Annotated in this window: 20 protein-coding genes; 10 read left to right on the top strand and 10 right to left on the bottom strand. The window is 61.6% G+C overall.

Features of this window, described 5'->3' with window-relative positions; translation table 11 throughout:
• The first annotated feature begins 2 nt into the window (after nucleotides 1–2).
• The 7 genes from F3J24_RS06790 (at nucleotide 3) to F3J24_RS06760 (ending at nucleotide 8,102) form a co-directional block, all read left to right on the top strand.
• The gene (locus F3J24_RS06790) at nucleotides 3–788 is read left to right on the top strand and encodes an ABC transporter ATP-binding protein (RefSeq protein WP_003050788.1); all 786 of its coding nucleotides are present in this window, start codon (nucleotides 3–5) and stop codon (nucleotides 786–788) included.
• 10 nt (nucleotides 789–798) lie between these two features.
• Complete coding sequence (locus F3J24_RS06785; RefSeq protein WP_167003883.1) at nucleotides 799–1,728, top strand: branched-chain amino acid ABC transporter permease; 930 nt, start codon at nucleotides 799–801, stop codon at nucleotides 1,726–1,728.
• Between the two features lie 145 nt (nucleotides 1,729–1,873).
• A complete protein-coding gene (locus F3J24_RS06780) occupies nucleotides 1,874–2,938 on the top strand; it encodes a branched-chain amino acid ABC transporter permease (protein WP_003050783.1) in 1,065 nt (354 codons plus the stop codon).
• A 167-nt stretch (nucleotides 2,939–3,105) separates the two neighbouring features.
• A complete protein-coding gene (locus F3J24_RS06775) occupies nucleotides 3,106–4,422 on the top strand; it encodes an ABC transporter substrate-binding protein (RefSeq protein ID WP_003050782.1) in 1,317 nt (438 codons plus the stop codon).
• A 169-nt stretch (nucleotides 4,423–4,591) separates the two neighbouring features.
• A complete protein-coding gene (locus F3J24_RS06770) occupies nucleotides 4,592–5,431 on the top strand; it encodes an ABC transporter ATP-binding protein (protein ID WP_167003879.1) in 840 nt (279 codons plus the stop codon).
• A gap of 160 nt (nucleotides 5,432–5,591) precedes the next feature.
• Nucleotides 5,592–6,839: a phenylacetate--CoA ligase family protein gene (locus F3J24_RS06765; RefSeq protein WP_167003876.1), complete on the top strand. Its 1,248-nt coding sequence runs from the start codon at nucleotides 5,592–5,594 to the stop codon at nucleotides 6,837–6,839.
• Between the two features lie 273 nt (nucleotides 6,840–7,112).
• The gene (locus tag F3J24_RS06760) at nucleotides 7,113–8,102 is read left to right on the top strand and encodes a tripartite tricarboxylate transporter substrate-binding protein (protein WP_167003873.1); all 990 of its coding nucleotides are present in this window, start codon (nucleotides 7,113–7,115) and stop codon (nucleotides 8,100–8,102) included.
• Nucleotides 8,103–8,176: 74 nt separating this feature from the next.
• On the opposite strand, the gene F3J24_RS06755 is transcribed toward F3J24_RS06760, so the two are convergent.
• The 3 genes from F3J24_RS06755 to F3J24_RS06745 all read right to left on the bottom strand — a co-directional run bounded on the left by F3J24_RS06755 (nucleotide 8,177) and on the right by F3J24_RS06745 (nucleotide 10,473).
• Nucleotides 8,177–8,497, bottom strand: coding sequence for a DUF1840 domain-containing protein (locus F3J24_RS06755; RefSeq protein ID WP_167003871.1), 321 nt, complete (start codon nucleotides 8,495–8,497; stop codon nucleotides 8,177–8,179).
• An 11-nt stretch (nucleotides 8,498–8,508) separates the two neighbouring features.
• Nucleotides 8,509–9,780 (bottom strand): cyclopropane-fatty-acyl-phospholipid synthase family protein, encoded by a 1,272-nt coding sequence (locus F3J24_RS06750; protein WP_167003868.1) that lies wholly within the window; start codon nucleotides 9,778–9,780, stop codon nucleotides 8,509–8,511.
• A 75-nt stretch (nucleotides 9,781–9,855) separates the two neighbouring features.
• Nucleotides 9,856–10,473 (bottom strand): hypothetical protein, encoded by a 618-nt coding sequence (locus F3J24_RS06745; RefSeq protein ID WP_167003865.1) that lies wholly within the window; start codon nucleotides 10,471–10,473, stop codon nucleotides 9,856–9,858.
• Between the two features lie 42 nt (nucleotides 10,474–10,515).
• Between F3J24_RS06745 and F3J24_RS06740 the strand changes: the two genes are divergently transcribed.
• A complete protein-coding gene (locus F3J24_RS06740) occupies nucleotides 10,516–11,697 on the top strand; it encodes an aminopeptidase (protein ID WP_167003863.1) in 1,182 nt (393 codons plus the stop codon).
• 103 nt (nucleotides 11,698–11,800) lie between these two features.
• The gene (locus tag F3J24_RS06735; protein ID WP_167003860.1) at nucleotides 11,801–13,498 is read left to right on the top strand and encodes a phosphoethanolamine transferase; all 1,698 of its coding nucleotides are present in this window, start codon (nucleotides 11,801–11,803) and stop codon (nucleotides 13,496–13,498) included.
• Between the two features lie 98 nt (nucleotides 13,499–13,596).
• On the opposite strand, the gene F3J24_RS06730 is transcribed toward F3J24_RS06735, so the two are convergent.
• Genes F3J24_RS06730 through F3J24_RS06710 form a run of 5 tightly spaced genes read right to left on the bottom strand, consistent with a single transcriptional unit; the run spans nucleotide 13,597 to nucleotide 17,893 of the window.
• Nucleotides 13,597–14,367, bottom strand: a complete 771-nt coding sequence (locus F3J24_RS06730) for an ABC transporter permease (RefSeq protein ID WP_167003858.1) — start codon at nucleotides 14,365–14,367, stop codon at nucleotides 13,597–13,599.
• An 8-nt stretch (nucleotides 14,368–14,375) separates the two neighbouring features.
• Complete coding sequence (locus tag F3J24_RS06725) at nucleotides 14,376–15,224, bottom strand: ABC transporter ATP-binding protein (RefSeq protein ID WP_167003855.1); 849 nt, start codon at nucleotides 15,222–15,224, stop codon at nucleotides 14,376–14,378.
• 57 nt (nucleotides 15,225–15,281) lie between these two features.
• Nucleotides 15,282–16,310: an ABC transporter substrate-binding protein gene (locus F3J24_RS06720; protein ID WP_167003853.1), complete on the bottom strand. Its 1,029-nt coding sequence runs from the start codon at nucleotides 16,308–16,310 to the stop codon at nucleotides 15,282–15,284.
• A 52-nt stretch (nucleotides 16,311–16,362) separates the two neighbouring features.
• A complete protein-coding gene (locus tag F3J24_RS06715; protein WP_167003850.1) occupies nucleotides 16,363–16,863 on the bottom strand; it encodes a nucleoside deaminase in 501 nt (166 codons plus the stop codon).
• Nucleotides 16,864–16,876: 13 nt separating this feature from the next.
• Nucleotides 16,877–17,893 (bottom strand): ABC transporter substrate-binding protein, encoded by a 1,017-nt coding sequence (locus F3J24_RS06710; RefSeq protein ID WP_167003848.1) that lies wholly within the window; start codon nucleotides 17,891–17,893, stop codon nucleotides 16,877–16,879.
• 473 nt (nucleotides 17,894–18,366) lie between these two features.
• On the opposite strand from F3J24_RS06710, the gene F3J24_RS06705 reads away from it, so the two are divergent.
• Nucleotides 18,367–19,365 carry an isopenicillin N synthase family oxygenase gene (locus F3J24_RS06705; protein ID WP_167003845.1) on the top strand — a complete coding sequence of 333 codons (999 nt, stop codon included), beginning with the start codon at nucleotides 18,367–18,369 and terminating at the stop codon, nucleotides 19,363–19,365.
• A 176-nt stretch (nucleotides 19,366–19,541) separates the two neighbouring features.
• Here F3J24_RS06705 and F3J24_RS06700 read toward each other — a convergent pair whose 3' ends face one another.
• Both F3J24_RS06700 and F3J24_RS06690 read right to left on the bottom strand, forming a co-directional pair.
• Complete coding sequence (locus F3J24_RS06700) at nucleotides 19,542–19,796, bottom strand: acyl-CoA-binding protein (RefSeq protein ID WP_003050754.1); 255 nt, start codon at nucleotides 19,794–19,796, stop codon at nucleotides 19,542–19,544.
• A gap of 460 nt (nucleotides 19,797–20,256) precedes the next feature.
• Nucleotides 20,257–21,468 carry a M20 aminoacylase family protein gene (locus F3J24_RS06690; RefSeq protein WP_167003842.1) on the bottom strand — a complete coding sequence of 404 codons (1,212 nt, stop codon included), beginning with the start codon at nucleotides 21,466–21,468 and terminating at the stop codon, nucleotides 20,257–20,259.
• Between the last annotated feature and the right edge of the window lie 37 nt (nucleotides 21,469–21,505).

Below are 21,505 nucleotides of genomic sequence, written 5' to 3'. Positions count from 1 at the left end.
TCATGACTACAAGAACCAGCGGCGACGTGATTCTGGATATCAAGAACATCAGCCTGCGCTTCGGCGGCGTCAAGGCATTGACCGACATCTCGTTCAATGTCAAAGAGCACGAGATCCGCTCCATCATCGGCCCCAACGGCGCCGGCAAGAGCTCCATGCTCAACTGCATCAACGGCGTCTACACGCCGTCCGAGGGCTCCATCACCTTTCGTGGACAGACCTTCAGCCACATGAACAGCCGCCAGGTGGCCGAGATGGGTGTGGCACGCACCTTCCAGAACCTGGCGCTGTTCAAGGGCATGAGTGTGATCGACAACATCATGACCGGCCGCAACCTCAAGATCAGGAGCAACATCCTCATGCAGGCCCTGCGTATCGGCCCTGCGCAACGCGAAGAAATGCAGCACCGCGAGTTCGTCGAACACATCATCGACTTCCTCGAAATCCAGGCCTATCGCAAGACTCCCGTGGGCCAGCTGCCCTACGGCCTGCAAAAGCGCGTGGACCTGGGCCGGGCCCTGGCCATGGAGCCTCAGGTGCTGCTGCTGGACGAGCCCATGGCCGGCATGAACGTGGAAGAGAAGCAGGACATGTGCCGCTTCATCCTCGACGTGAACGAAGAGTTCGGCACCACCATCGTGCTCATCGAACACGATATGGGCGTGGTCATGGACATCTCAGACCGTGTCGTGGTGCTGGACTACGGCAAGAAGATCGGCGACGGCGCTCCCGATGAAGTACGCAACAACGAAGACGTGATCCGCGCCTATCTGGGCGCTGGCCACTGAAGGAGCAGTCATGGGATTTTTCTTAGAGACATTGTTCGGCGGCCTCATGGTGGGCACGCTGTACGCACTGATCGCCATCGGTTTCGTGCTGATCTTCAAGGCCTCGGGCGTCTTCAACTTTGCGCAAGGTGCCATGGTGCTGTTTTCGGCTCTGGCCATGGCGCGCTTTTCACAGTGGATTCCCGGCTGGCTGGGCATGGAGCCCGGTATCGTCGGCAACCTGCTGGCCATCGTCGTTACTCTGACGCTGATGGTGGGCGTTGCCTGGGTGATAGAGCGGCTGGCCCTGCGCCATCTGGTCAACCAGGAGCCCATCACCTTGCTGATGGCCACGCTGGGCATTGCCTATCTGCTCGACGGCCTGGGCCCCATGGTCTTTGGCAGCGAGGTCTACAAGATTGACGTCGGCATGCCCAAGGACCCTGTCTTCATCATGGACAGCCTGTTTCAGGGCGGCGTGATGATCAGCCTGGAAGACCTGTACGCGGCCTGCATCGCCGCCATTCTGGTGATCTGCCTGAGCATCTTCTTTCAGAAAACCAAGACCGGGCGCGCCCTGCGTGCCGTGGCCGACGATCACCAGGCCGCGCAGTCCATCGGCATTCCGCTGTCGCGCATCTGGGTCATCGTCTGGTCGGTGGCCGGCGGCGTGGCTCTGGTCGTCGGCATCATCTGGGGCAGCAAGCTGGGCGTTCAGTATTCGCTGTCGCTGGTGGCCCTGAAGGCTTTGCCCGTGGTGATCCTGGGTGGCCTGACCTCGCTGCCCGGCGCCATCATCGGCGGCCTGATCATCGGCGTGGGAGAGAAGCTCTCCGAGGTCTACATCGGCCCCATGGTGGGCGGCGGCATCGAGACCTGGTTTGCCTATGGCCTGGCGCTTTGCTTCCTGCTGGTACGGCCCCAGGGTCTGTTCGGCGACAAAATTATTGATCGCGTATGAAATACGAGAGCAAGAGTTTTGCGAAGTCGGCGCAGTCTTTGCGCCGCGAAGACTGCAAGTGCAGCGACCTGCTGCACTTGGCTGCCGAAGGCAGCGCCCATGTGTACAAAATCATTGACCGCGTTTAAGGCCGGAGGACTGACAGATGTTTTATCGTGAAAACGGCCAGTTCAAGACCAGCTATGCGGCAGACCAGCAGATCTTCGGCGTCGCCCAGGACCGCTGGGTCATCTTGCTGATCCTGGCCTTTGCCTTTCTGGCCATCCCCTTCATTGCCAGCGACTACACCTTCCAGGCGATTCTGATTCCCTTTGTCATCATGTCACTGGCGGCGCTGGGTCTCAACATCCTCGTCGGCTACTGCGGCCAGATTTCACTGGGCACGGCCGCCTTCATGGCCGTGGGAGCCTATGCGGCCTACAACCTCCAGGCCCGCATCGAAGGCATGCCTTTGCTGGTGGCGCTGATTGGCGGCGGCCTGGTGGCCATGGTCTTCGGCGTGGTGTTCGGCCTGCCCAGCCTGCGCATTCGCGGCCTGTATCTGGCCGTGGCCACGCTGGCCGCCCAGTTCTTTGTGGACTGGCTGGCGACCCGTGCGGCCTGGGTGACGAACAACTCCTCGTCCGGCTCCGTCAGCGCCAAGCCGCTGGCCATTCTGGGCTGGGCCATCGACACACCCATGGAGAAATACCTGCTCTGCCTGGCAATCCTGTGTCTGCTCGGTCTGGCCGCCAAGAATCTGGTGCGCAGCTCGGTAGGACGTGAATGGATGGCCATGCGCGACATGGACGTGGCGGCTGCAGTGATCGGTATCCGCCCCACCTACGCCAAGCTCTCGGCCTTTGCCGTGAGCAGCTTCATCGTCGGTGTGGCCGGTGCGCTCTGGGGCTTTGTCCATCTGGGCGCCTGGGAACCCGCTGCCTTCAGCCTGGATCGTTCGCTGCAGCTGCTGTTCATGATCATCATCGGCGGCCTGGGCTCGGTCGTGGGCAGCATCTTCGGCGCCGCCTTCTTCGTGCTGCTGCCACTGCTGCTCAACCAGGTGCCCCACTGGCTCGGTCTGCCGCTGTCCACGGCCACGGCAACCTATCTCGAGCACATGATTTTTGGTGCGCTCATCGTGTTCTTCCTGATTGTGGAACCCCACGGATTGGCCAAGCTCTGGGCCACGGCCCGTCAGAAGCTGCGTGTCTGGCCGTTCCCGCATTGAGCATGAAACATCTGCTGAAACGCTGCAAGCCGGAACCCTTGTTCGATGCCGCGCAGCGAATCATGCAGGTTCATGGACCGTTGAGCTACCTCAGTATTCTTTTCTTCAAGACACCGCAGAGTGCCTGCAACCGGGACAGCGTCCCATACAACCCAAGGAGACAGTCGATGATGTTCAAGAAAGTTGCGATTGCTGCCGCTGCTGTTGCTGCAGGCATGGGAGCCTTGATGGCTTCGCCGGCCGCTCAGGCCCAGGAGCAGTTCGTGCCTCTGCTGGTGTATCGCACGGGCCAGTTCGCACCCCTGGGCATTCCATGGGCGGATGGCAAGCAGGATTACCTCAAGCTGGTCAACGCCAAGGGCGGCATCAACGGTGTGAAGATCAAGTTCGAGGAGTGCGAAACCGCCTATGACACGGCCAAGGGCGTGGAATGCTACGAGCGCCTGAAGAACAAGGATGGCGGCGCCTCCGGCTTTGACACCCAGTCCACCGGCATCACCTTTGCCGTGACCGACAAGGCCCCTGGGGACAAGGTGCCGGTGGTCACTCCGGGCTATGGCCTGTCCCAGTCCGTGGACGGCAAGGTCTTCGAGTGGAACTTCCCGCTGCTGGGCAACTACTGGACCGCCGCCGACTCCATCGTGCAGGACATCCTGAAGAAGGAAAAAGGCAGCCTCAAGGGCAAGAAGATTGCCCTCGTCTATCACGACTCGCCTTATGGCAAGGAACCCATTCCGCTGCTTGAAAAGCGCGCAGCCAAGGACGGCTTTGAGCTGATCAAGCTGCCCGTGACCGCGCCCGGTGTGGAGCAGAAATCCACCTGGCTGCAGATTCGCCAGAACCGCCCCGACTATGTGCTGCTGTGGTCTGCCGGCGTGATGACGCCCACGGCCGTGCGCGAGGCGCAGGCCACGGGCTACCCGCGCGAGAAGATGTATGCCGTGTGGTGGGGTGGCTCCGACCATGACGTCAAGGACATCGGTGCCGGCGCCAAGGGCTACAACACGGTGACCATCCACAACACGGCCGAAAGCGACAAGGTGCATGGCGACATCAAGTCCATGCTCTACGACAAGGGGCAGGGCACTGCCAAGGACGCCAAGGAACTGGGTCAGCTGGCACATACCCGCGGCATGGTGATCTCCATGCTGCAGGTCGAAGCCATCCGCACCGCACAGGAGAAGTTCGGCAAGGGCAAGGTCATGACACCCGAGCAGGTGCGCTGGGGCCTGGAGAACCTGAACATGACGCAGGAACGCCTGAACGAGCTGGGCTTCGGCAAGATCATCCGCCCCTTCAAAACCAGCTGCGAAAACCACCTGGGTGCCGACTGGGCGCGTATTGCCACCTGGGACGGCGCCAAGTTCAAGGTGACTTCCGACTGGTACCAGGCCGACAAGTCCATGGTCGATCCGCTCTACAAGGAATTCGCGGACAAGTACGCCAAGGAAAAGAACGTCAAGGTAAGGACCTGCACTCCCTGAGGCGCTTCGCGCCTTGCCCCTCTCGGGCGCTGAGCGCCCGAGAGGGGAGGACATCCCCGCAGCGGGGCGGCAAGGCCCGCCCTGTCGCCACCGGATTTAGAAAAATCAGCCTCAAACGCTTAACCATCAAGCGCAGACAGCTATCTATTTTGAGTTACCAGGTGAACGCATGACCGATATCGCGCACACAGTTTCCACTTCCCCGCAGGCCACGCCCCTGGTGGAAGTCAATGGCATCGAGGTCATCTACAACCATGTGATCCTGGTGCTCAAGGGCGTCTCTCTGCAAGTGCCGCACCAGAGCATCGTGGCGCTGCTGGGCGGCAATGGGGCGGGCAAGACCACCACGCTGCGCGCCATCTCCAATCTGCTCAAGGGTGAACGCGGTGAAGTCACCAAGGGCGGCATCACACTGGAAGGTGAGCAGATCGCCAACCTCTCGCCGGCCGAACTCGTCAAGCGCGGCGTAGTACAGGTCATGGAAGGGCGTCACTGCTTTGCCCATCTGACGATCGAGGAGAACCTGCTCACCGGCAGCTACACGCGCACCGACAAGGGCGAGATTGCCGCCAATCTCGAGAAGGTCTACAACTACTTCCCGCGCCTCAAGACCCGGCGCACCAGCCAGGCTGCCTACACCTCGGGCGGCGAGCAGCAGATGTGTGCCATTGGCCGCGCGCTGATGAGCAACCCGCGCATGGTGCTGCTCGACGAGCCCTCCATGGGCCTGGCCCCGCAGATCGTGGACGAGGTGTTCCACATCGTCAAAGACCTCAACAGCAAGGAAAAAGTCACCTTCCTGCTGGCCGAGCAGAACACCAACATGGCGCTCAAGTACGCCGACTACGGCTACATCATGGAGAGCGGACGCATCGTCATGGACGGCTCCGCCAAGGATCTGGCCAGCAACGAGGACGTCAAGGAGTTCTACCTGGGCGTGGGCGGCGGCGAACGCAAGAGCTTCAAGGATGTGAAAAGCTACAAGCGTCGCAAGCGCTGGCTGGCGTAACGGATACCCCCTGAGCGGCTGCACCGCTTCCCCAAGGGGGACAACAGCCTCGCTGCGCGGCGGCGCTTGCTCGCTGTCTCTCGCTGGGTGCAGGTCAGTTCTCAGAGCTAACGCCCATTGTTTTCCGTTTTGTTTGCAGATTTTCCCTACAGGATTTGCCATGAGTGACTTCTACGACTCCCTGGAAATACGCAGCCCTGATGAGCGCGAAGCGACATTGATGGCTGCATTGCCCGCGCAGATCGCCCATGCCCAGCAGCGCTCGGCTGCGTTTGCCGAGATCCTCAAGGGCGTGGATGCAACCAGCATCACAAACCGCAGCGCACTGGCGCAGCTCCCCGTCACCCGCAAGAGCGAACTGCTGGAACGCCAGGCCGCGCTGCGCCCGCGCCAGATCTTCGGTGGTTTCAATGCCATTGGCCTGGGCCACGACATGCCCAGGCTGTTTGCCAGCCCCGGCCCCATCTACGAACCCGAAAGCCGTCGCACCGATTACTGGCGCATGGCCCGATCCATGTACGCTGCTGGCTTCCGATCGGGCGAGCTGGTGCACAACTGCTTCAGCTATCACTTTGTGCCCGCGGGCTCGATGATGGAAACCGGAGCCCAGGCTCTGGGCTGCACGGTGTTTGCGGGCGGCACGGGCCAGACCGAGCAGCAGGTGCAGGCCATGGCCGATCTGCGGCCCGCCGCCTATGTGGGCACGCCCAGCTTTCTGAAAATCATTGTGGAAAAGGCCCAGGAGATGGGTGTGAAGCTGCCCAGCCTGACCAAGGCCATGGTCAGCGGCGAAGCCTTCCCGCCCTCGCTCAGCCAATGGATGCGCGAACATGGCATCGATGCCTACCAGAGCTATGGCACGGCCGATCTGGGCCTGATTGCCTATGAAACCAGTGCCCGCGAAGGCCTGGTGCTGGACGAAGGCGTGATCGTGGAGATCGTGCGCCCTGGCACCGGCGACCCCGTGGCCGAAGGCGAGGTGGGCGAGCTGGTCATCACCACGCTCAACCCCGACTATCCGCTGATCCGCTTCGGTACGGGCGACCTCTCGGCCTATCTGCCGGGAAGCTGCCCCACGGGTCGCACCAATGCCCGCATCAAGGGCTGGATGGGCCGCGCCGACCAGACCACCAAGGTACGCGGCATGTTCGTGCATGCCAAACAGGTGGCCGAGGTCGTCAAGCGCTTCCCGCAGATCGCCAGGGCCAGACTGGTGGTGACGGGCGAGATGGCCAACGACCAGATGCAGCTGCTCGTGGAAACCACTGAGACTTCGCCGGGCTTTGCCTTGCAGGTGATCGACGCCTTGCGCGAGGTCACCAAGCTGCGCGGCGAGGTGCAGATGGTGGCTCCCGGCAGCCTGCCCAACGACGGCAAGGTGATTGAGGACGCACGCTCCTATCAATGAAGCTCCGCAGAGTTGCTGACAGCCAGTTCTGCTGGCCGTCAGGCTTTTGCGCGACGGCTACGGCTTGATGCAAACTCCGCCGCAGGTGTCGCCAATTCGCGACACCTCACCGGCTTGCTTTGGCGCAAATGCAATGTGATCGCCCGCCCCATCAAGGGATAACACTTAGAAAATAACAAAAACCCCACAGATTAGCGCTCCCTAGAATCCGGCTTTACGTCACGACAAGCCAACCGTCCTGGTCTGCTTGCACATTATTTTTAGGGAGACACTGTGAAAACTATTTTCAAGATCGCCACCATCGCTCTGGCCGCCACCGCCGCCATCAGCAGCCATGCCGACGGCTACCCAGCAGCTGGCAAGACGATCACGATCATCGTGCCTTTCACGGCAGGCGGCCCCACCGACAAGGTAGCACGCGACCTCGCCGAATCCATGCGCAAGCAGCTGAACAACGCCACCATCGTCATCGACAACGCCGACGGTGCCGGCAGCACGATTGGCACGGCCAAGGCCGCACGTGCGCGCAATGACGGCTACACGCTGCTGCTGACGCATATCGGCATGTCCACCATCCCGACGCTGTACCGCAAGCTGTCCTTCAACGTGCTCAACGACTTTGAGTACGCCGGCATCATCAACGATGTGCCCATGACACTGATCGGCCGCCCCACCCTGCCCGCCAAGAACTTCGCCGAAGTCAAGGACTGGGTCAGCAAGAACCAGGGCAAGGTGAATCTGGCCAACGCCGGCGTGGGCTCCGCCTCGCACCTGTGCGGCCTGATGTTCCAGGCCTCGCTGCAACAGGATATGACGCCTGTGCCCTACAAGGGTGCGGCTCCTGCGATTGCCGATCTGATGGGCAACCAGGTGGACCTGCTGTGCGACCAGACCACCAACACCACTTCGCAGATTGCCGCCAAGAAGGTTCAGGCCTATGCCGTGACCACAGCCAAGCCGCTGACCACGCCCGCACTCAAGGACCTGCCTACACTGCAGTCCCTGGGCCTGAAGGACTTCAACGTGACCATCTGGCACGGTCTGTACGCCCCCAAGGGCACGCCTGCCGATGTGGTGCAGAAGATCAACGAAGCCATGAAGGCGTCGCTCAAGGACCCCGAGTTCATCAAGCGCCAGGAAGCCCTGGGTGCAGTGATTGCCACGGATGACCGCACCAACCCTGCCGGCCACAAGAAGTTTGTGGAATCCGAAATCGCCAAGTGGGGCAAGGTCATCAAGGCCGCCGGCATCTACGCCGACTGATAGGGCGCAAGCTCGTCAAAAAAAGCCTGCAGATGCAGGCTTTTTTTGTTGGTGCGGCCAGAAGGAGGCTGGACTTACCAGGTAACTTCCTTGCCGTCGGCCGCGCTGCGCCTGAGCATGTCGACAAAAGGTACGATGCGCTGGCCCAGGGCCACGCTGTCCTGGCTTGCAGGCGCCGCATCCTCGTCCTGCGCGTCATCCTCCAGCTGCTTGCGCCTGGCAGTCTCTTCGGCAGCAGCAGCCTCCAGCGCGGCAATGGCGGCCGGAATCTGCTCCACGGTGATGATGCCGTGCACCTCGTCGGGCGACTTGCCGATGATTCCCAGCAGCTTGCGGCCATTGGCGTCCAGCATGATGAGGTCTGCCGTGGCACGCGATTTGAATTTGTAGGGCATGAGCGGTTCCTTCAGCGGTAGATGTATTCGCGGTTAAAAGGATAGCCGCTCTGCGCACCGGTCATCGCGCCGCTGCGCAGATCGCCATCGGGTTTGCAGCACAGCATCTGATGCAGCGCAATCCAGCCATGCTCGAAGCCCATGGCCGACCCCGCCAGATAGAGGCGGTAGGCACGCAGCGCCTTGACGGCCTTCTCCTCGTCATACTGTGCCTGCAAAAGGGCCTGGGCCTCACCCAGCCGGGCCTCCAGCGCATCCGACCATGCCCAGAGCGTGCGCGCATAGTGCGGGCGCAGGTTCTCGGTGTCCACCATCTCCAGCCCGCTGGCAGCCAGGTCATGCAGCACGCGGCTGACATGCATGAGCTCGCCACCGGGAAAGATGTAGCGATTGATGAAATCGCCCATGCCGGCGCCCAGCTCCACATTGCTGACCCCGCCCGCCGTGATGCCGTGGACCAATGCCAGACCACCGGGCCTGAGCATGGAGTAAATGGTGTCGAAGTATTCCTGCAGATTGGCGCTGCCTACATGCTCGAACATGCCGACCGAGCCGATCTTGTCGAACGGCTCCACATCACCCATCTGCCGGTAATCGCGCAGTTCGACCTGAACCTTGCCCTGCAGTCCCTTCTCGGCGATCAGGCGCTGCACATGATCGAACTGGTTGCGCGACAGCGTGATGCCGTGGGCCTGAACATCGTAATGCTCTGCCGCCCAGAAGATCAGCCCACCCCATCCGGAACCGATGTCCCAGAAGCGCTCGCCAGGCTGGAGCTTGAGCTTTTTGCAGATGTGATCGAGCTTGGCCTCCTGCGCCTGGGCCAGACTCATGCCCTGTTCCTTGTAGTAGGCACAGGAATAGACGCGGCGCGGATCCAGCCACAGCGCGTAGAAGTCGTCGGAGAGATCGTAGTGAAACTGAATCTGCTCGGCATCGCGCGTCAGCGTGTGCATGGCCAGCGACCTGGCCTTGGAAACCGTCTGCCCCAGCCATGAGGGCGCGTGGCTGACCGGATCGCCGCGCAGCAGCCCGGCCGCAGCAGCCATGATGTCGCGGGAGCTGCCCTTGACCTCCACCCACCCCTCGACGATGGCCGAGCCGATCGAGCCGATCTGGCCGTCCAGCAGCGCCGCCAGGGCCTTGGGGGAGCGAAAAATGAGCTGCACCGCACTGTGTTCGGACCCGATGCGCTCGCCCGATGGAAGTTCTACCGATGCCGTCACAGGAAGTCTTGCTAGCAGCGGCTCCAATGTGCTCAACAGGTTTTTCATGAAAACCATTGTTCACATCGACTATGGCAGGGTCAAGACGGGAAACTTCTCCAAACCCCGAACGGCCCTGGGTCTGACAAGACCTCAGTTGCTGGCCTGCATCAGCTTTTCGTAGGCTTTGAGAGTGCCGGGGGCCACGGACTGCAGCACCTGCTCATAGGCCGTCTTGTGCCGCGCCAGCAAGCGCATGGAGGCAACGGTGCGGCTGCGGCAAAACCAGTGGCAAGTGTGTTGCATCAGCATCAGCTCGGCCGTCATGGTGAAGGCAAGGCGCTTGCGCTCTTCCTCGTCGGCCGCATCACCCACTCGGGCAGCCGCCAGTGCCTGGGCGTGCAGCTTCATGGCCTCACGCACATCCATGGTGGCCGAGGGCAGAACACGGGTCATATAGGGCAGCGCCAGCGGCAGGGTGCTGGCACGTGTCTGCTCGGCCGGCAGGGTGGCGAATTCTTCCGCAAAGCGCTGAAACTGGCTCACCAGGCTGCTCTCGGTATTGGCCAGCACGGGCCAGATCTGTTCACGTCGCTGGGCATCCTTCTCGCCGATGACACGCAGATACCCTTCCATCAGATTGGCCATGAGCTTCTCGATCTGAAAGCGTGCCAGATGCTGGGCCAGAAGCTGGGTGTGCTGGCGCTGCTCCTGCTTCTTGAGCACGTAGAGCACGGTGGTGACAATGATGGCGAGCGTTAGAAAATCCATGAAGCGAAACCAGACAGGCGGACAAGCGCAATGAGAAAAAGGATGAGTGTAGTCAGCCTGAGGGCTTTGCTGGGAATTAGCGTCGCAATTGCAGGCCTGACGGGTTGCAGCAGCGTCGGCTATTACTGGCAGGGCTTCAAGGGCCAGATGCAGATTCTTCAGGCCGCGCGGCCCGTCGAAGACTGGCTGAGCGAGGACAGCACCTCTGCGGCGCTGCGCCAGCGCCTGCAGACCGCACAGCAGATGCGCCGCTTTGCCAGCCAGGAGCTGGCCCTGCCCAACAACGCCAGCTACACCCGCTATGCCCAGCTGCAACGTCCGTTTGCAGTCTGGAACGTGGTGGCAGCCCCGGCCTACAGCCTGGAAATGCACCAGTGGTGCTTTCCCATCACCGGCTGCATTGCCTACCGAGGCTATTTCAGCAAGGAAGGCGCGCAGGCAGAAGCGCTCAGGCTTCAGGCCCGGGGGCTGGAGACCAACGTCTATGGCGTGCCGGCCTACTCCACGCTTGGCTATCTGAACTGGCTGGGCGGCGACCCCCTGCTCAGTACCTTCACCTCCTGGCAGGAAGGCGACTTCGCCGGTCTGCTGTTCCACGAGCTGGCCCACCAGCTGCTGTATGTGAAGAACGACACAGCCTTCAACGAGTCCTTCGCCACCACGGTGGAACGCATGGCCACGCCTTTATGGCTGCAGGGTCATGCCAGCGCCGCCACACAACAACGCTGGCAGCAAGGTCTGCAGCGACGCGAGCACTGGCAGCAGCTGACACGCGAGGCCCGTCAACGCCTGCAACAGGTCTACGAGACTGAAGGTACCCAGCCGATTGATACACAATCGCTGCCCGCCATCAAAAGCAAGGTCTTTGAAGAATTTCGCAGCACTTATGCACAGCTCAGAGCGCAATGGATCGCCACTGACGAGCCCCTGCTGACCAGCCCAGCCCTGCGCGAGCAGTATGAGCGGCGCCTGGCCCAGACCGATGAATGGGTGGCGCAGGCCAATAACGCCAGCTTCGGCGCCCTGGCTGCCTACGATGACTGGGTCCCCGCCATGACCAGCTGGTGGCTGCAGCTGCGCGGCGATGGCCCGGCCACGCGAGAAACCTGGCGCAGCTTCTATGCGCAGATGCGCGACCTGTCGGTCCTGCCTGCTGAAGAACGCAAGCTGCGGCTATGCGCCCAATGGGGAGAAGCGGCGAAAACAGCGACTCAGTGCCAATAAACACTTCAGACTGACATAAAACAATTATTTACAAGGGTTAACCATGTAGGAGGCTTCAGCGCTTTTTAAGAAAGTCCCGCCAGACTTATCCGATACCTTTTTTTTGCCGTCTGCCGTGGCTAACCAAGACTCTGTTTCTGTACCCTTTTTCAAGGGCCTTTTTCAACCTCGCACACCTCAGTTCATCGCTCTGGCATTGGCCATATGGCTGACGCTGACCGCCAACTGGGCCCTGTGGCTGCGCCTGCCCTCTCTGGATGGCTATCAAGGCAGCCTGCTCATGCTGGCCCTACGGGTTGCGCCGCTGGTGCTGGGCGCCAGCCTGTTGCTGACCTCCTTGTTCGCCTGGCCGCGCTTTACCAAGCCGTTCTGGGTTGCACTGCTGCTGGTGGCTGCCAGTTCCCAGTACTTCATGGTCAGCTACGGCACCGTGATGGACAAGGGCATGATCCACAACATTCTGCAGACCGATGCCCGCGAAAGCTCGGACCTTTTCAGCATCAAGCTGCTGGCAGAGGTGCTGATCATCGCCGTCCTGCCTGCCATCTGGCTGTGGAAAACCCCGCTCAAACGCGCCAGCAGCGCCTGGCGCAACATGCTTCGCACCGCCTTGCTGCTGCTGGGCGGCATCGCCCTGATAGCAGCCTCCCTGGCCGTGTCCTACCGCGATCTGGCCCCGGTGGTACGCAACAATCTTTGGCTGCGCTACATGATCAACCCGATCAACCCCGTGCTGTCCGCAGCCTCGGTGGCACTGGATCCCCTGATCAACAAGCCCAGGCCTTTTGTCAGCATCACGGGCGGCGCGGCCCTGGGTGTCAGCTATGCGGCGGCCCAGAAACCGCCGCTGCTGGTGCTGGTGGTGGGCGAGACGGCGCGCGCCAAGAACTTCAGCCTCAACGGCTATGAGAGGGACACCAACCCCGAGCTGGCCAAGCGCGATGTGTTGAGCTGGCGCAACGCCCGCTCCTGCGGCACCAGCACCCGCGAATCGGTGCCCTGCATGTTCTCCAACCTGGGCCGAGAAGGCTTTTACGCCTCCAAGGTCGAGCATGACAACCTTCTCGACGTGCTGCAGGCCGCCGGACTGGCCGTGCTGTGGGTGGACAACCAGGCCGGCTGCAAAGGCGTGTGCAAACGCATCCCCATGGCCGACACCGCCGACAGTGTGAACACGCCTGCCGGCAAGGCCTTGTGCGCCCAGGATGGCGAATGCCTGGATGCCCTGCTACTCGCCGGCCTGGATGAGCGCATCGCCAAGCTGGACCCTGCGCGCCGCGCCAAGGGCCTGGTTCTGGTCATGCACCAGATGGGCAGTCACGGCCCCGAGTACTTCAAACGCTCCACCCCGGACCTCAAGGCCTTCAAGCCCGAATGCGCCACCAATGCCCTGTCCAGCTGCCCGCAGCAAAACGTGGTCAATGTCTACGACAACTCGATTCGCTATACCGACCATTTCCTGGCCCAGACCATAGACTGGCTCAAGACCCAGCAAAGCCAGTTTGAAGCCGGCATGTTCTACATGTCCGACCACGGCGAGTCGCTGGGCGAGCTCGGTGTCTATCTGCATGGCATGCCCTATGCCATGGCACCCGATGATCAGAAACATGTGCCCATGATTGCCTGGCTGGGAACGCTGGGTGCTCGTACCGGCCTGAATCAGAGCTGCCTGAGCAAGACACTGGATCAGCCGCTCTCGCATGACAACCTGTTCCATACGGTCATGGGCCTGATGGACGTCACCTCGCCGACCTACCAACAGCCGCTGGATGCATTTGCCAGCTGCCGCAAGGCCAGCTAGGCATTGACTGCGCAGCACAAAAAGGCCTGCCGGATGGACGATCCGGCAGGCCTTTTTCGTTTTCAGGTGTTGCGCTGGCAGCGATCAGCAGCGGCGCATCACTCGCCCTGAGAGCCGCGGCGCGCCCAGCCCGTGGTGTGCTTTTCCAGCAGATTGAACAGCTCGTACATCACCATGGCCATGGCTCCCACCACGATCAGCCCTGCAAAGGCCAGACCCATCTGCATGGAAGAGCCGGCGGAGACCAGCAGATAGCCGATACCCTCGTTGGCAGCCGTCATCTCGCTGACCGTGGTGCCGACAAAGGCCAGCGTGATCGCGACCTTGAGCGAGCCATAGAAATACGGCAGGGAACGCGGCAGGCCGACCTTGATCAGCACGTCCCAGCGCTTGGCTCCCAGCACGCGCAGCACATCTTCCAGTTCGGGCTCCAGCGTGGCCAGACCCGTGGCGATATTGACCATGATGGGGAAGAAGCTGATCAGAAAGGCCGTGAGAATGGCCGGGCCTGCACCGATGCCGAACCAGACCACCAGAATCGGCACGAACGCTGCCTTGGGCAGGGCATTGAATGCCGTCATCAGCGGATAGAACGCCGCATAGGCCAGGCGCGAGGAGCCGATCAGAAACCCCAGCAGCACGCCCACCACGATCGCCAGTGCAAAGCCCGCCATCGTCACCCAATAGGTGCGCCAGGCATGCATGGCAATCGTGCCCGCAAACTCATAGAGCTGATGGCCTATGGCCCAGGGGCTGGGGAAGATGAATTCCGAGACGCCGAAGCCCGAGCAGATGACCTGCCAGAGCAGGACGATCAGCAGCAACAGCAGCCAGGGAGCCCAGCGCTCGGCGGTTTTTCTATGTTTCATGATGCGCCTTATTGAGGAATGGCTGCAGAGATGTCGGTGCCGCTTTTGCGCAGGGCGCCAATATGGCCGCGCAGCTCGTAGACGATGTCCGAGAACTCGGGGGTGTAAGTGACCTCCAGATCGCGCGGGCGCGGCAGGTCGATGTCGCGGCGTACCACGAAGCGGCCCGGGCTTTTGCTCATCACATAGACGGTATCGGCCAGGAACACGCTCTCGCGCAGATCATGCGTGACCAGGATCACATTGAACTTCTGCTCGGCCTGCAGGTCGCGCAAAATGCACCACAGCTCTTCGCGTGTGAAGGCATCAAGTGCGCCAAAGGGCTCGTCGAGCAGCAGCATCTGCGGCTCGTGAATCAGGGCGCGGCAGATACTGGCGCGCTGCTGCATGCCGCCGGACAGCTGCCAGGGGTATTTGCGTTCATAGCCCGCGAGTCCGACCTTGCCCAGCAGCTCGATGGCACGGGCCTCGTATTCCTTGCGCTTTTGCTTGAACTGCGAGCGGTGCGGCTCCACGATCTCCAGCGGCAGCAGCACATTGTCCAGCGTGGTGCGCCAGGGCAGCAGTGAAGAGGACTGGAACGCCATGCCCGAGATCTTGAGCGGCCCTGTCACGCGCTGGCCATCGACCGTGATGCGTCCCATGGACGGCATCTTCAGGCCCGTGGTGAGCTTCATGAAAGTGGACTTGCCGCAGCCCGAAGGACCGACGATGGCGATGAACTCACCACGCTGCACCGTGAGGTCGATGCCTTCCACCGCAAAGTGGTTGGCCTGCAGCAGCTCTTCGTTATAGGCCAGCCAGACGTCTTTGAATTCGACAAATGGCCGGGCAGCTTCTGTATCTGATGACTTCATAAAAACAGGCTGTAGCGCCTGTCATACAAGCGCATCCAGCTATCAATCATTGAGCAATTACTTCTTGGGGAAAACGTCGAGATCTGCGAGGGGCGGAAGCAAGCGGCCGTTCCAGAGCGTCTCGGGGTTCACACGTGTCTTGGTCGCATAGACGTCAGAGATCTGGGAAGCCATCAGCGCCATGCGTGTGGGGCTGACCTGACCAAAGCCCTCGCCGCGCGCATCGGCGGTGTTGATCACGGTGTCGATCGCGAGTTGCAAACGACGGGTTTCCAGAGCGGTGTTGACGATGCCGTCGCGCTCCTTCACATAGGCAATGGCGGCACCGGGGTTGGCCATGACTTCCTTGGCGCCCTTGCTGAAGGCCTTGAGGAAGGCACGTACGGCTTCGGGATTCTCGCGCACCAGCTTGGCGCTGGCGATGATGGCGTTGCCATAGAGCTTGACGCCGTTGTCGGCAAACGGCATGACCGCCACATCGGCCGCCTTCACGCCACGCGCCTCCAGGTTCAGCAGCGAAGTAAAGGTAAAGCCCGTAATGGCATCGATATCGCCGCGCACCAGCATGGTCTCGCGCAGCGGTGGATCCATGGTGGTCCATTGCACATCGCCAACCTTGTTGGCCTTGGCAAACAGCGGGAAACCGCGCCGGCCGGCATCAAACACCGGTGCGCCGAGCTTTTTGCCGGTCAGGTCCGCAGGCTTGGCAATGGCACTCTTCTTGAGTGCCATGACCGAGGCCGGCGTGTTGTTGTAGACCATCATCACGGCCACGGGCTTGTCTTTGACATCGGGGTTGTTGGCATGAAACTCCATGAGTGCGGCCAGATCGGCAAAGCCCATGTCGTAAGAGCCCGATGCCACGCGCTGAATCGCGCCACCGGAGCCGCTGCCGGCGTCCACCGTCACATTCAGACCCGCAGCCTGAAAATAGCCCTTGGCAACTGGCTGCAGAAACAGCGCGGCGGGTCCTTCGAAACGCCAGTCCAGCTGGAATTTGATGGGCGTTGCGGCAAAGGCTGCCGTGGCGCTGGCAAAGCTGCCCAGGGCCAGAACGGATTGCAGGAACAGGCGCTTGGTTTGCATGGTGGCTTCCCTCTCTCTATGTCAATGAATTGCGGTTGAATGGGTGCCGGGCTCAAACCTTCCAGGCGCCCTGGTGCGAACTGCTGGCCTCTTCGATCAAGGCCGGCCCGATGCATTCGATGGCGTGCGAAGCGGCCTGAAACACATCGCGGCAGGACAGCTCGGCATCCTTCTGATCGAGCCGCTCGCCACGGAACACGCGCAGCCGCCCGGCATCGATGCCATAGACCACCCGGCCGATGGCGGACCAGAAGATCGCGCCGGCACACATCACGCAGGGCTCGGCAGACGAGTACAGCGTGGCGACGGCAAGCTCATCTCTTGAATACAAGGGGCTGGCCAGGCGGATGGCGGACAGCTCGGCGTGGGCCGTGCAATCGCCGCTCTCGCCGTTGGCATTGCTGGCCTGGGCCAGCACGCGCCCGTCGGCAGCCACGATCAGCGCGCCGAAGGGCCGGTTGCCGCGCTCGCGTGCCGTATCCGCGAGCGCTATGGCTTCGCGCAAATAACGGCCATCGGCGTCATTCAGGGCCTGGGCTTGAGGCAATGACATGATTGCTTCCTCCTCAGACCTTGAGCATGCGCGCCGACCTGACGGGCAGCATGCTGCTGTTGAACAGTGCGTCGGCAGATGGCGTGGTCTTGAGCGCAAAGGTCTGCACCACGCTGTCCAGCTGCTGCTCCATCAAACGCTTGCTGAAGTCGCCCAGTCCATGGCTTTTCGTGTCTGCCGCTGCCACATACTGTGCGGTGATGGACCAGCGCTCCAGCTCCAGCTTCTCATCGAGAATCGGCTCGCGCTGGCGCACGGCTGCAATGCCTGCTGCGGGGTTGGCAAGGCATTCCACAATCGCACGGTTGGTGGCGCGCAGGAAAGCGGCCACGACCTGCGGCTTCTCGGCAATCAGCTGGCTGGACGCCAGGATCGCATTGCCATACAGATGAACGCCGGCATCGCTGTAGCGCAGTATAGAAAGCTCCTCGGGCTTGAGACGCGCAAACAACGATACCGCCGAGTCATGGAAATAGGTGGCGGCATCCACATCGCCACGCACCATGACGTTGTCGCGTGCCGAGAACTCCGTTGTCGACCAGGCAAACAGATCGGCGGGTAGGTTCTTGCGCCGCGCCACCATCGGCCAGGCACGGCGCGTGGACTCCACCGCCGCTGCGGCCACCTTCTTGCCCTTGAGACTTCCAAAGTCCGAAGTGATGCTCCGGTCCTTGCGCCCGATGATCACAAAGGGGGCGCGGTTGTAGTACTGATAGACGGCCTGCACACGAGGCGTGCCGGCGTTCTGCGCATTGAACTCGATCAGCGAGCTGATATCGCCCAGTCCCAGCTGGTAGGCGCCGCTGGCAATGCGGGTAATGGAGGCCACCGAGCCCGACCCCACATCCAGGCTCACATCCAGGCCCTCATCGCGGTAATAGCCGTTTTGCTGCGCCAGAAAGAAAGGAGCCGTCTGGCCGTTGACACGGAAATCCAGCGTGAATTTCAGCGGCGTCAGTGACTTGCCCTGGGCATGAACCCAGGGCGCACCGCAAAGAGGCAGGGCAGCAAGAAAATGGCGACGTTGCATGGGGGAACTCTCAGGTCTCTGGCGACAGGAATGCCGGCGGCGGCAGCCACTGGCAGGACTTGAGCAATTTCCTGGCACTGCACACGGATGCAGGCTGAACGCTTCTACTCGTTCAACCTTCTAGCAATTGGCGTGCCTGCTTTTGATTTCCGCTTGCCGGGTATCAACAAGGTGCACGCCCGAGCAGCACATGCATGGATTCATGCGCGGCAGTGCACCAGTTTGAAGCCATGCACCAAAACCAAGAGCGCCTGTGCCCTGGTGAATGGCTGGCACGCTGTTTGCTGCACTCACATCAAGAGTAGAAGCGTTCAGCACGGTGCTCTGACCATCGCCGGTCAGCAGCTTCGCGGGTCATTGCTCTTGAAGTGGGTGCGGCACACAGCCGCACCTGGTATCCACACTTCAGGTGCCTGCAACCGCAAGCTTCACTGGCAACGCCGGTGTCTGAAGTCATCGCAAGAGAAATTCCTATGCAGAGCATGACCAACCACTCTTACAGCCTTGGCGAACTGGACAAGGAAGCCCGCATGGGCGGGCAAGGCGCAGAAACCTCGGCGCGCGAAGTTCGCGTCATAGACATCAGCGACTTCGAGCAGCGCAAGCAGGAGATTGCAGAGCAGATCTGGAGCGCTTCGGTGGAAATCGGCTTCTTCCAGGTTTCCGGCCACGGCATCGCCCAGGCTGATATCGACGCCGCATTCGGCAGAGCCGAACAGCTATTTGCCCTGCCGCCCGAAACCAAGGCCCAATGGCCGCTGTCGCGCAACGCAGGCTGGGAGCACAAGGCGCAGATCCGCCCCTCCACGCGCACTCCCGACCAGAAAGAGTCCTATCAGGTCACGCGTCCACGCATGCAGGGCCTGTGGCCCAGCGAGCAGGAATTGCCCGGCTTCCAACAGGCCGCGCTGGCCTTTGAGCACCAATGCTGGCAGGTGGGTATGCAGCTGCTGTCCTGCTTTGCCTACAAGCTGGGCTTTGACGAGGAGTTCTTCACCCGCGCACATGACCCCGCCGTACCCAGCTACCAGAGCACGCTGCGTATGCTGCATTACTTTGCCGTGGACCCTGCACTCAAGGACGAAATCGGCCTGTGGCGTGCAGGCGCACATACGGACTTCGACTGCCTGACGCTGTTGTTCCAGCGCGCCGGCCAGGGTGGGCTGCAGGTGCTGCCCGGCAAGGAGGCCGATGCCCAGCAATGGACGCCCGTGAAGCCCGTGGATGGCGTCATCACCTGCAATATCGGCGACATGCTGATGCGCTGGAGCGACGACCAGTTGCCCAGCAACTTCCACCGCGTGCGCAATCCGCAGCCACATGAGTACCAGGGATCCCGCTACAGCCTGGCCTTCTTCTGCCAGGCCAATGAAGATGCGGTGATCGAAGGGCCGGCCAAAAAATATCCGCCCATCACAGGAGCGGAATATTTGCGTCAGCGCATCAGCGCCAATTTCTCGAACAAGTATTGACCCCCTGAGCAGCTCTGCAGCTTTCCCCAAGGGGGACGCCAGCTTCCGGGCGGGGCGGCCCTTTCTCGGTGTCCCTGACTTGGGGAGGTGCCAGTTTCCAGCCTCCGTCTTTGGCGCAGTGTGATGCGGCCTGAATTGAAACAACAAGGCCCCGGAACCCGGGGCCTTGTCGGCGATCAGCGCAGCGACTCGATGAGATCGATGTACTGCTGCTTGGCCTCATCCGGTGTCGTGCCTTCCAGCTTGGCCCAGGCATCCCACTTGGCGCGGGCCACCATGTCGGTGAAGCTGGGCTTCTTGGCTTCGTTGTCGCCCTCGGTCGCCTGCTTGTACAGGGCATAGATCTTGAGCAAGGTGGCGTTGTCGGGACGCTCGCCGAGCGAGGTGGAATTCTTGACGGTCTCTTCAAACCGGGCGTTCAAATCGGACATGAAAGGTCTCCTGGGCTTTAGTAATCGAGGCCAGTGTAGCCAAAAATCGACCAAATTAGAACGACCGTTCTTTTTATTTCACAAAGTGCTGTGACGTCGGTGGGCAGGCGGTACTTCTAGGCGTACTCGCCCTCCCATCCGCCGCATCCCGACCCGCCTTGTGCCAGCGGCAAGGGACAGCCTTCAGAACCTCACCCAGTGACCCAGATCGAAGTCCTGCGCGCAGCGCGGGCACGAAGTTAAAGGCCGGACTTTACCGGGCTGCTGGATGATGTTCGTTCAGAGCTTGCCCAGCACTATGTGCGCATCCCGGACTACCCTGTGTGCCAGATCGTCACCATGCTGGGCTAAAACAGCCACAACGCCTTCACACGCTGGTTCGGCACGCTCTTTGGCTGCCCGCCCGAGGTCTGGCGTGCAAGAAATCCTCCACCCAGCCCGCAACGGCGGGTCCAAGACTTCAACCGCGCGTAGGCTGGGCCAGCCAGCGCTGGGCCAGCTTGACCCAGAAGGTCGCTCCCAGCGGAATCAGCGCATCGTTGAAATCGTAGCTGGGGTTGTGCAAGGTGCAGGGACCGCCGCCATGCCCCAGGGCACGGTGATCGCCATCGCCGTTGGCGATAAAGCAATAGGCACCGGGCTTTTCCAGCAGCATGAAGGCAAAGTCCTCGGCCCCCATGGATGGCTCTTGCGGCACCACCCCGGCATCGCCCAGAATCTCGCGCATCACTGCCTGCGCAAACTCGGCCTCGGGGGCGGTGTTGATGGTGGGCGGGTAGTTGCGCACGAACTCGAACGTGCATTGCGTGCCATGCGCGGCACAGACGGCCTCGCTGATCTGCTGCATGCGCTGCTCGATGAGGTCCAGCACCTCCAGCGTGAAGGTACGCACCGTGCCCTGCAGTTCCACGCTGTCCGGCACGACGTTGGTAGCCTCGCCAGCATGAACCATGGTGACCGACACCACGCCCGCCTCAATGGGCTTGACGTTACGGCTGACGATGGTCTGGAAAGCCATGATGAGCTGGGCCGCCACGGGTACCGGGTCCACCACCATATGCGGCATGGCCGCGTGGCCGCCCTTGCCACGCACCACGATCTTGAATTCGTTGCTGGATGCCATGGCAGGCCCTGCCCCCACGGCCATGGTGCCTGCCTTCATGCCCGGCCAGTTGTGCATGCCAAACACGGACTGCATGGGGAACTGCTCGAACAATCCGTCGTTGACCATCTCGCGAGCACCGCCACCGCCTTCTTCGGCTGGCTGGAAGATGGTGTAGACCGTGCCCTCGAAGCTGTCGCGATGCGCGGCCAGATATTGCGCCGCCGCCAGCAGCATGGCCGTGTGGCCGTCGTGACCGCAGGCATGCATCTTGCCGGCATGGCGGCTGGCATGGTCAAAGGTGTTGAACTCCTGCATGGGCAGGGCATCCATATCGGCACGCAGGCCGATGGCACGGCCGCTGCTGCCGCCGTCGCGGCCATGGATGATGCCCACCACACCGGTCTTGCCCAGACCGCGATGGATCGCTATGCCCCATTGCTCCAGCTTCGCCGCGACCAGATCCGAGGTCCGTATTTCCTCAAAACACAGCTCAGGGTGGGCGTGGATATCGCGACGCAGCGCGGCAATGTCAGGGGCGCTTGCTTGAAGTTCGGGCAGCAGGGCCATGCGCTCTCTCCTTGGGGTCATCAATGGCAAAGATGCC

It is taken from the genome of Comamonas sp. Tr-654 (assembly GCF_011752915.1).
In the GTDB taxonomy this organism is placed as follows: Bacteria; Pseudomonadota; Gammaproteobacteria; order Burkholderiales; family Burkholderiaceae_C; genus Comamonas.
The sequence above is the reverse complement of the archived record's forward strand: the minus strand, read 5'-3'. Positions and strand labels throughout refer to the sequence as shown.

Excerpts from the sequence above, each read along its gene's own strand:
- F3J24_RS06790 (WP_003050788.1), top strand. The coding sequence starts at position 3 with ATGACTACAAGAACCAGCGGCGACGTGATTCTGGATATCAAGAACATC.
- F3J24_RS06755 (WP_167003871.1), bottom strand. The coding sequence starts at position 8,497 with ATGCCCTACAAATTCAAATCGCGTGCCACGGCAGACCTCATCATGCTG.
- F3J24_RS06745 (WP_167003865.1), bottom strand. The coding sequence starts at position 10,473 with ATGGATTTTCTAACGCTCGCCATCATTGTCACCACCGTGCTCTACGTG.
- F3J24_RS06750 (WP_167003868.1), bottom strand. The coding sequence starts at position 9,780 with ATGGTTTTCATGAAAAACCTGTTGAGCACATTGGAGCCGCTGCTAGCA.
- F3J24_RS06740 (WP_167003863.1), top strand. The coding sequence starts at position 10,516 with ATGAGTGTAGTCAGCCTGAGGGCTTTGCTGGGAATTAGCGTCGCAATT.
- F3J24_RS06715 (WP_167003850.1), bottom strand. The coding sequence starts at position 16,863 with ATGTCATTGCCTCAAGCCCAGGCCCTGAATGACGCCGATGGCCGTTAT.
- F3J24_RS06780 (WP_003050783.1), top strand. The coding sequence starts at position 1,874 with ATGTTTTATCGTGAAAACGGCCAGTTCAAGACCAGCTATGCGGCAGAC.
- F3J24_RS06730 (WP_167003858.1), bottom strand. The coding sequence starts at position 14,367 with ATGAAACATAGAAAAACCGCCGAGCGCTGGGCTCCCTGGCTGCTGTTG.
- F3J24_RS06705 (WP_167003845.1), top strand. The coding sequence starts at position 18,367 with ATGCAGAGCATGACCAACCACTCTTACAGCCTTGGCGAACTGGACAAG.
- F3J24_RS06720 (WP_167003853.1), bottom strand. The coding sequence starts at position 16,310 with ATGCAAACCAAGCGCCTGTTCCTGCAATCCGTTCTGGCCCTGGGCAGC.
- F3J24_RS06775 (WP_003050782.1), top strand. The coding sequence starts at position 3,106 with ATGATGTTCAAGAAAGTTGCGATTGCTGCCGCTGCTGTTGCTGCAGGC.
- F3J24_RS06690 (WP_167003842.1), bottom strand. The coding sequence starts at position 21,468 with ATGGCCCTGCTGCCCGAACTTCAAGCAAGCGCCCCTGACATTGCCGCG.
- F3J24_RS06725 (WP_167003855.1), bottom strand. The coding sequence starts at position 15,224 with ATGAAGTCATCAGATACAGAAGCTGCCCGGCCATTTGTCGAATTCAAA.
- F3J24_RS06770 (WP_167003879.1), top strand. The coding sequence starts at position 4,592 with ATGACCGATATCGCGCACACAGTTTCCACTTCCCCGCAGGCCACGCCC.
- F3J24_RS06710 (WP_167003848.1), bottom strand. The coding sequence starts at position 17,893 with ATGCAACGTCGCCATTTTCTTGCTGCCCTGCCTCTTTGCGGTGCGCCC.
- F3J24_RS06765 (WP_167003876.1), top strand. The coding sequence starts at position 5,592 with ATGAGTGACTTCTACGACTCCCTGGAAATACGCAGCCCTGATGAGCGC.
- F3J24_RS06785 (WP_167003883.1), top strand. The coding sequence starts at position 799 with ATGGGATTTTTCTTAGAGACATTGTTCGGCGGCCTCATGGTGGGCACG.
- F3J24_RS06700 (WP_003050754.1), bottom strand. The coding sequence starts at position 19,796 with ATGTCCGATTTGAACGCCCGGTTTGAAGAGACCGTCAAGAATTCCACC.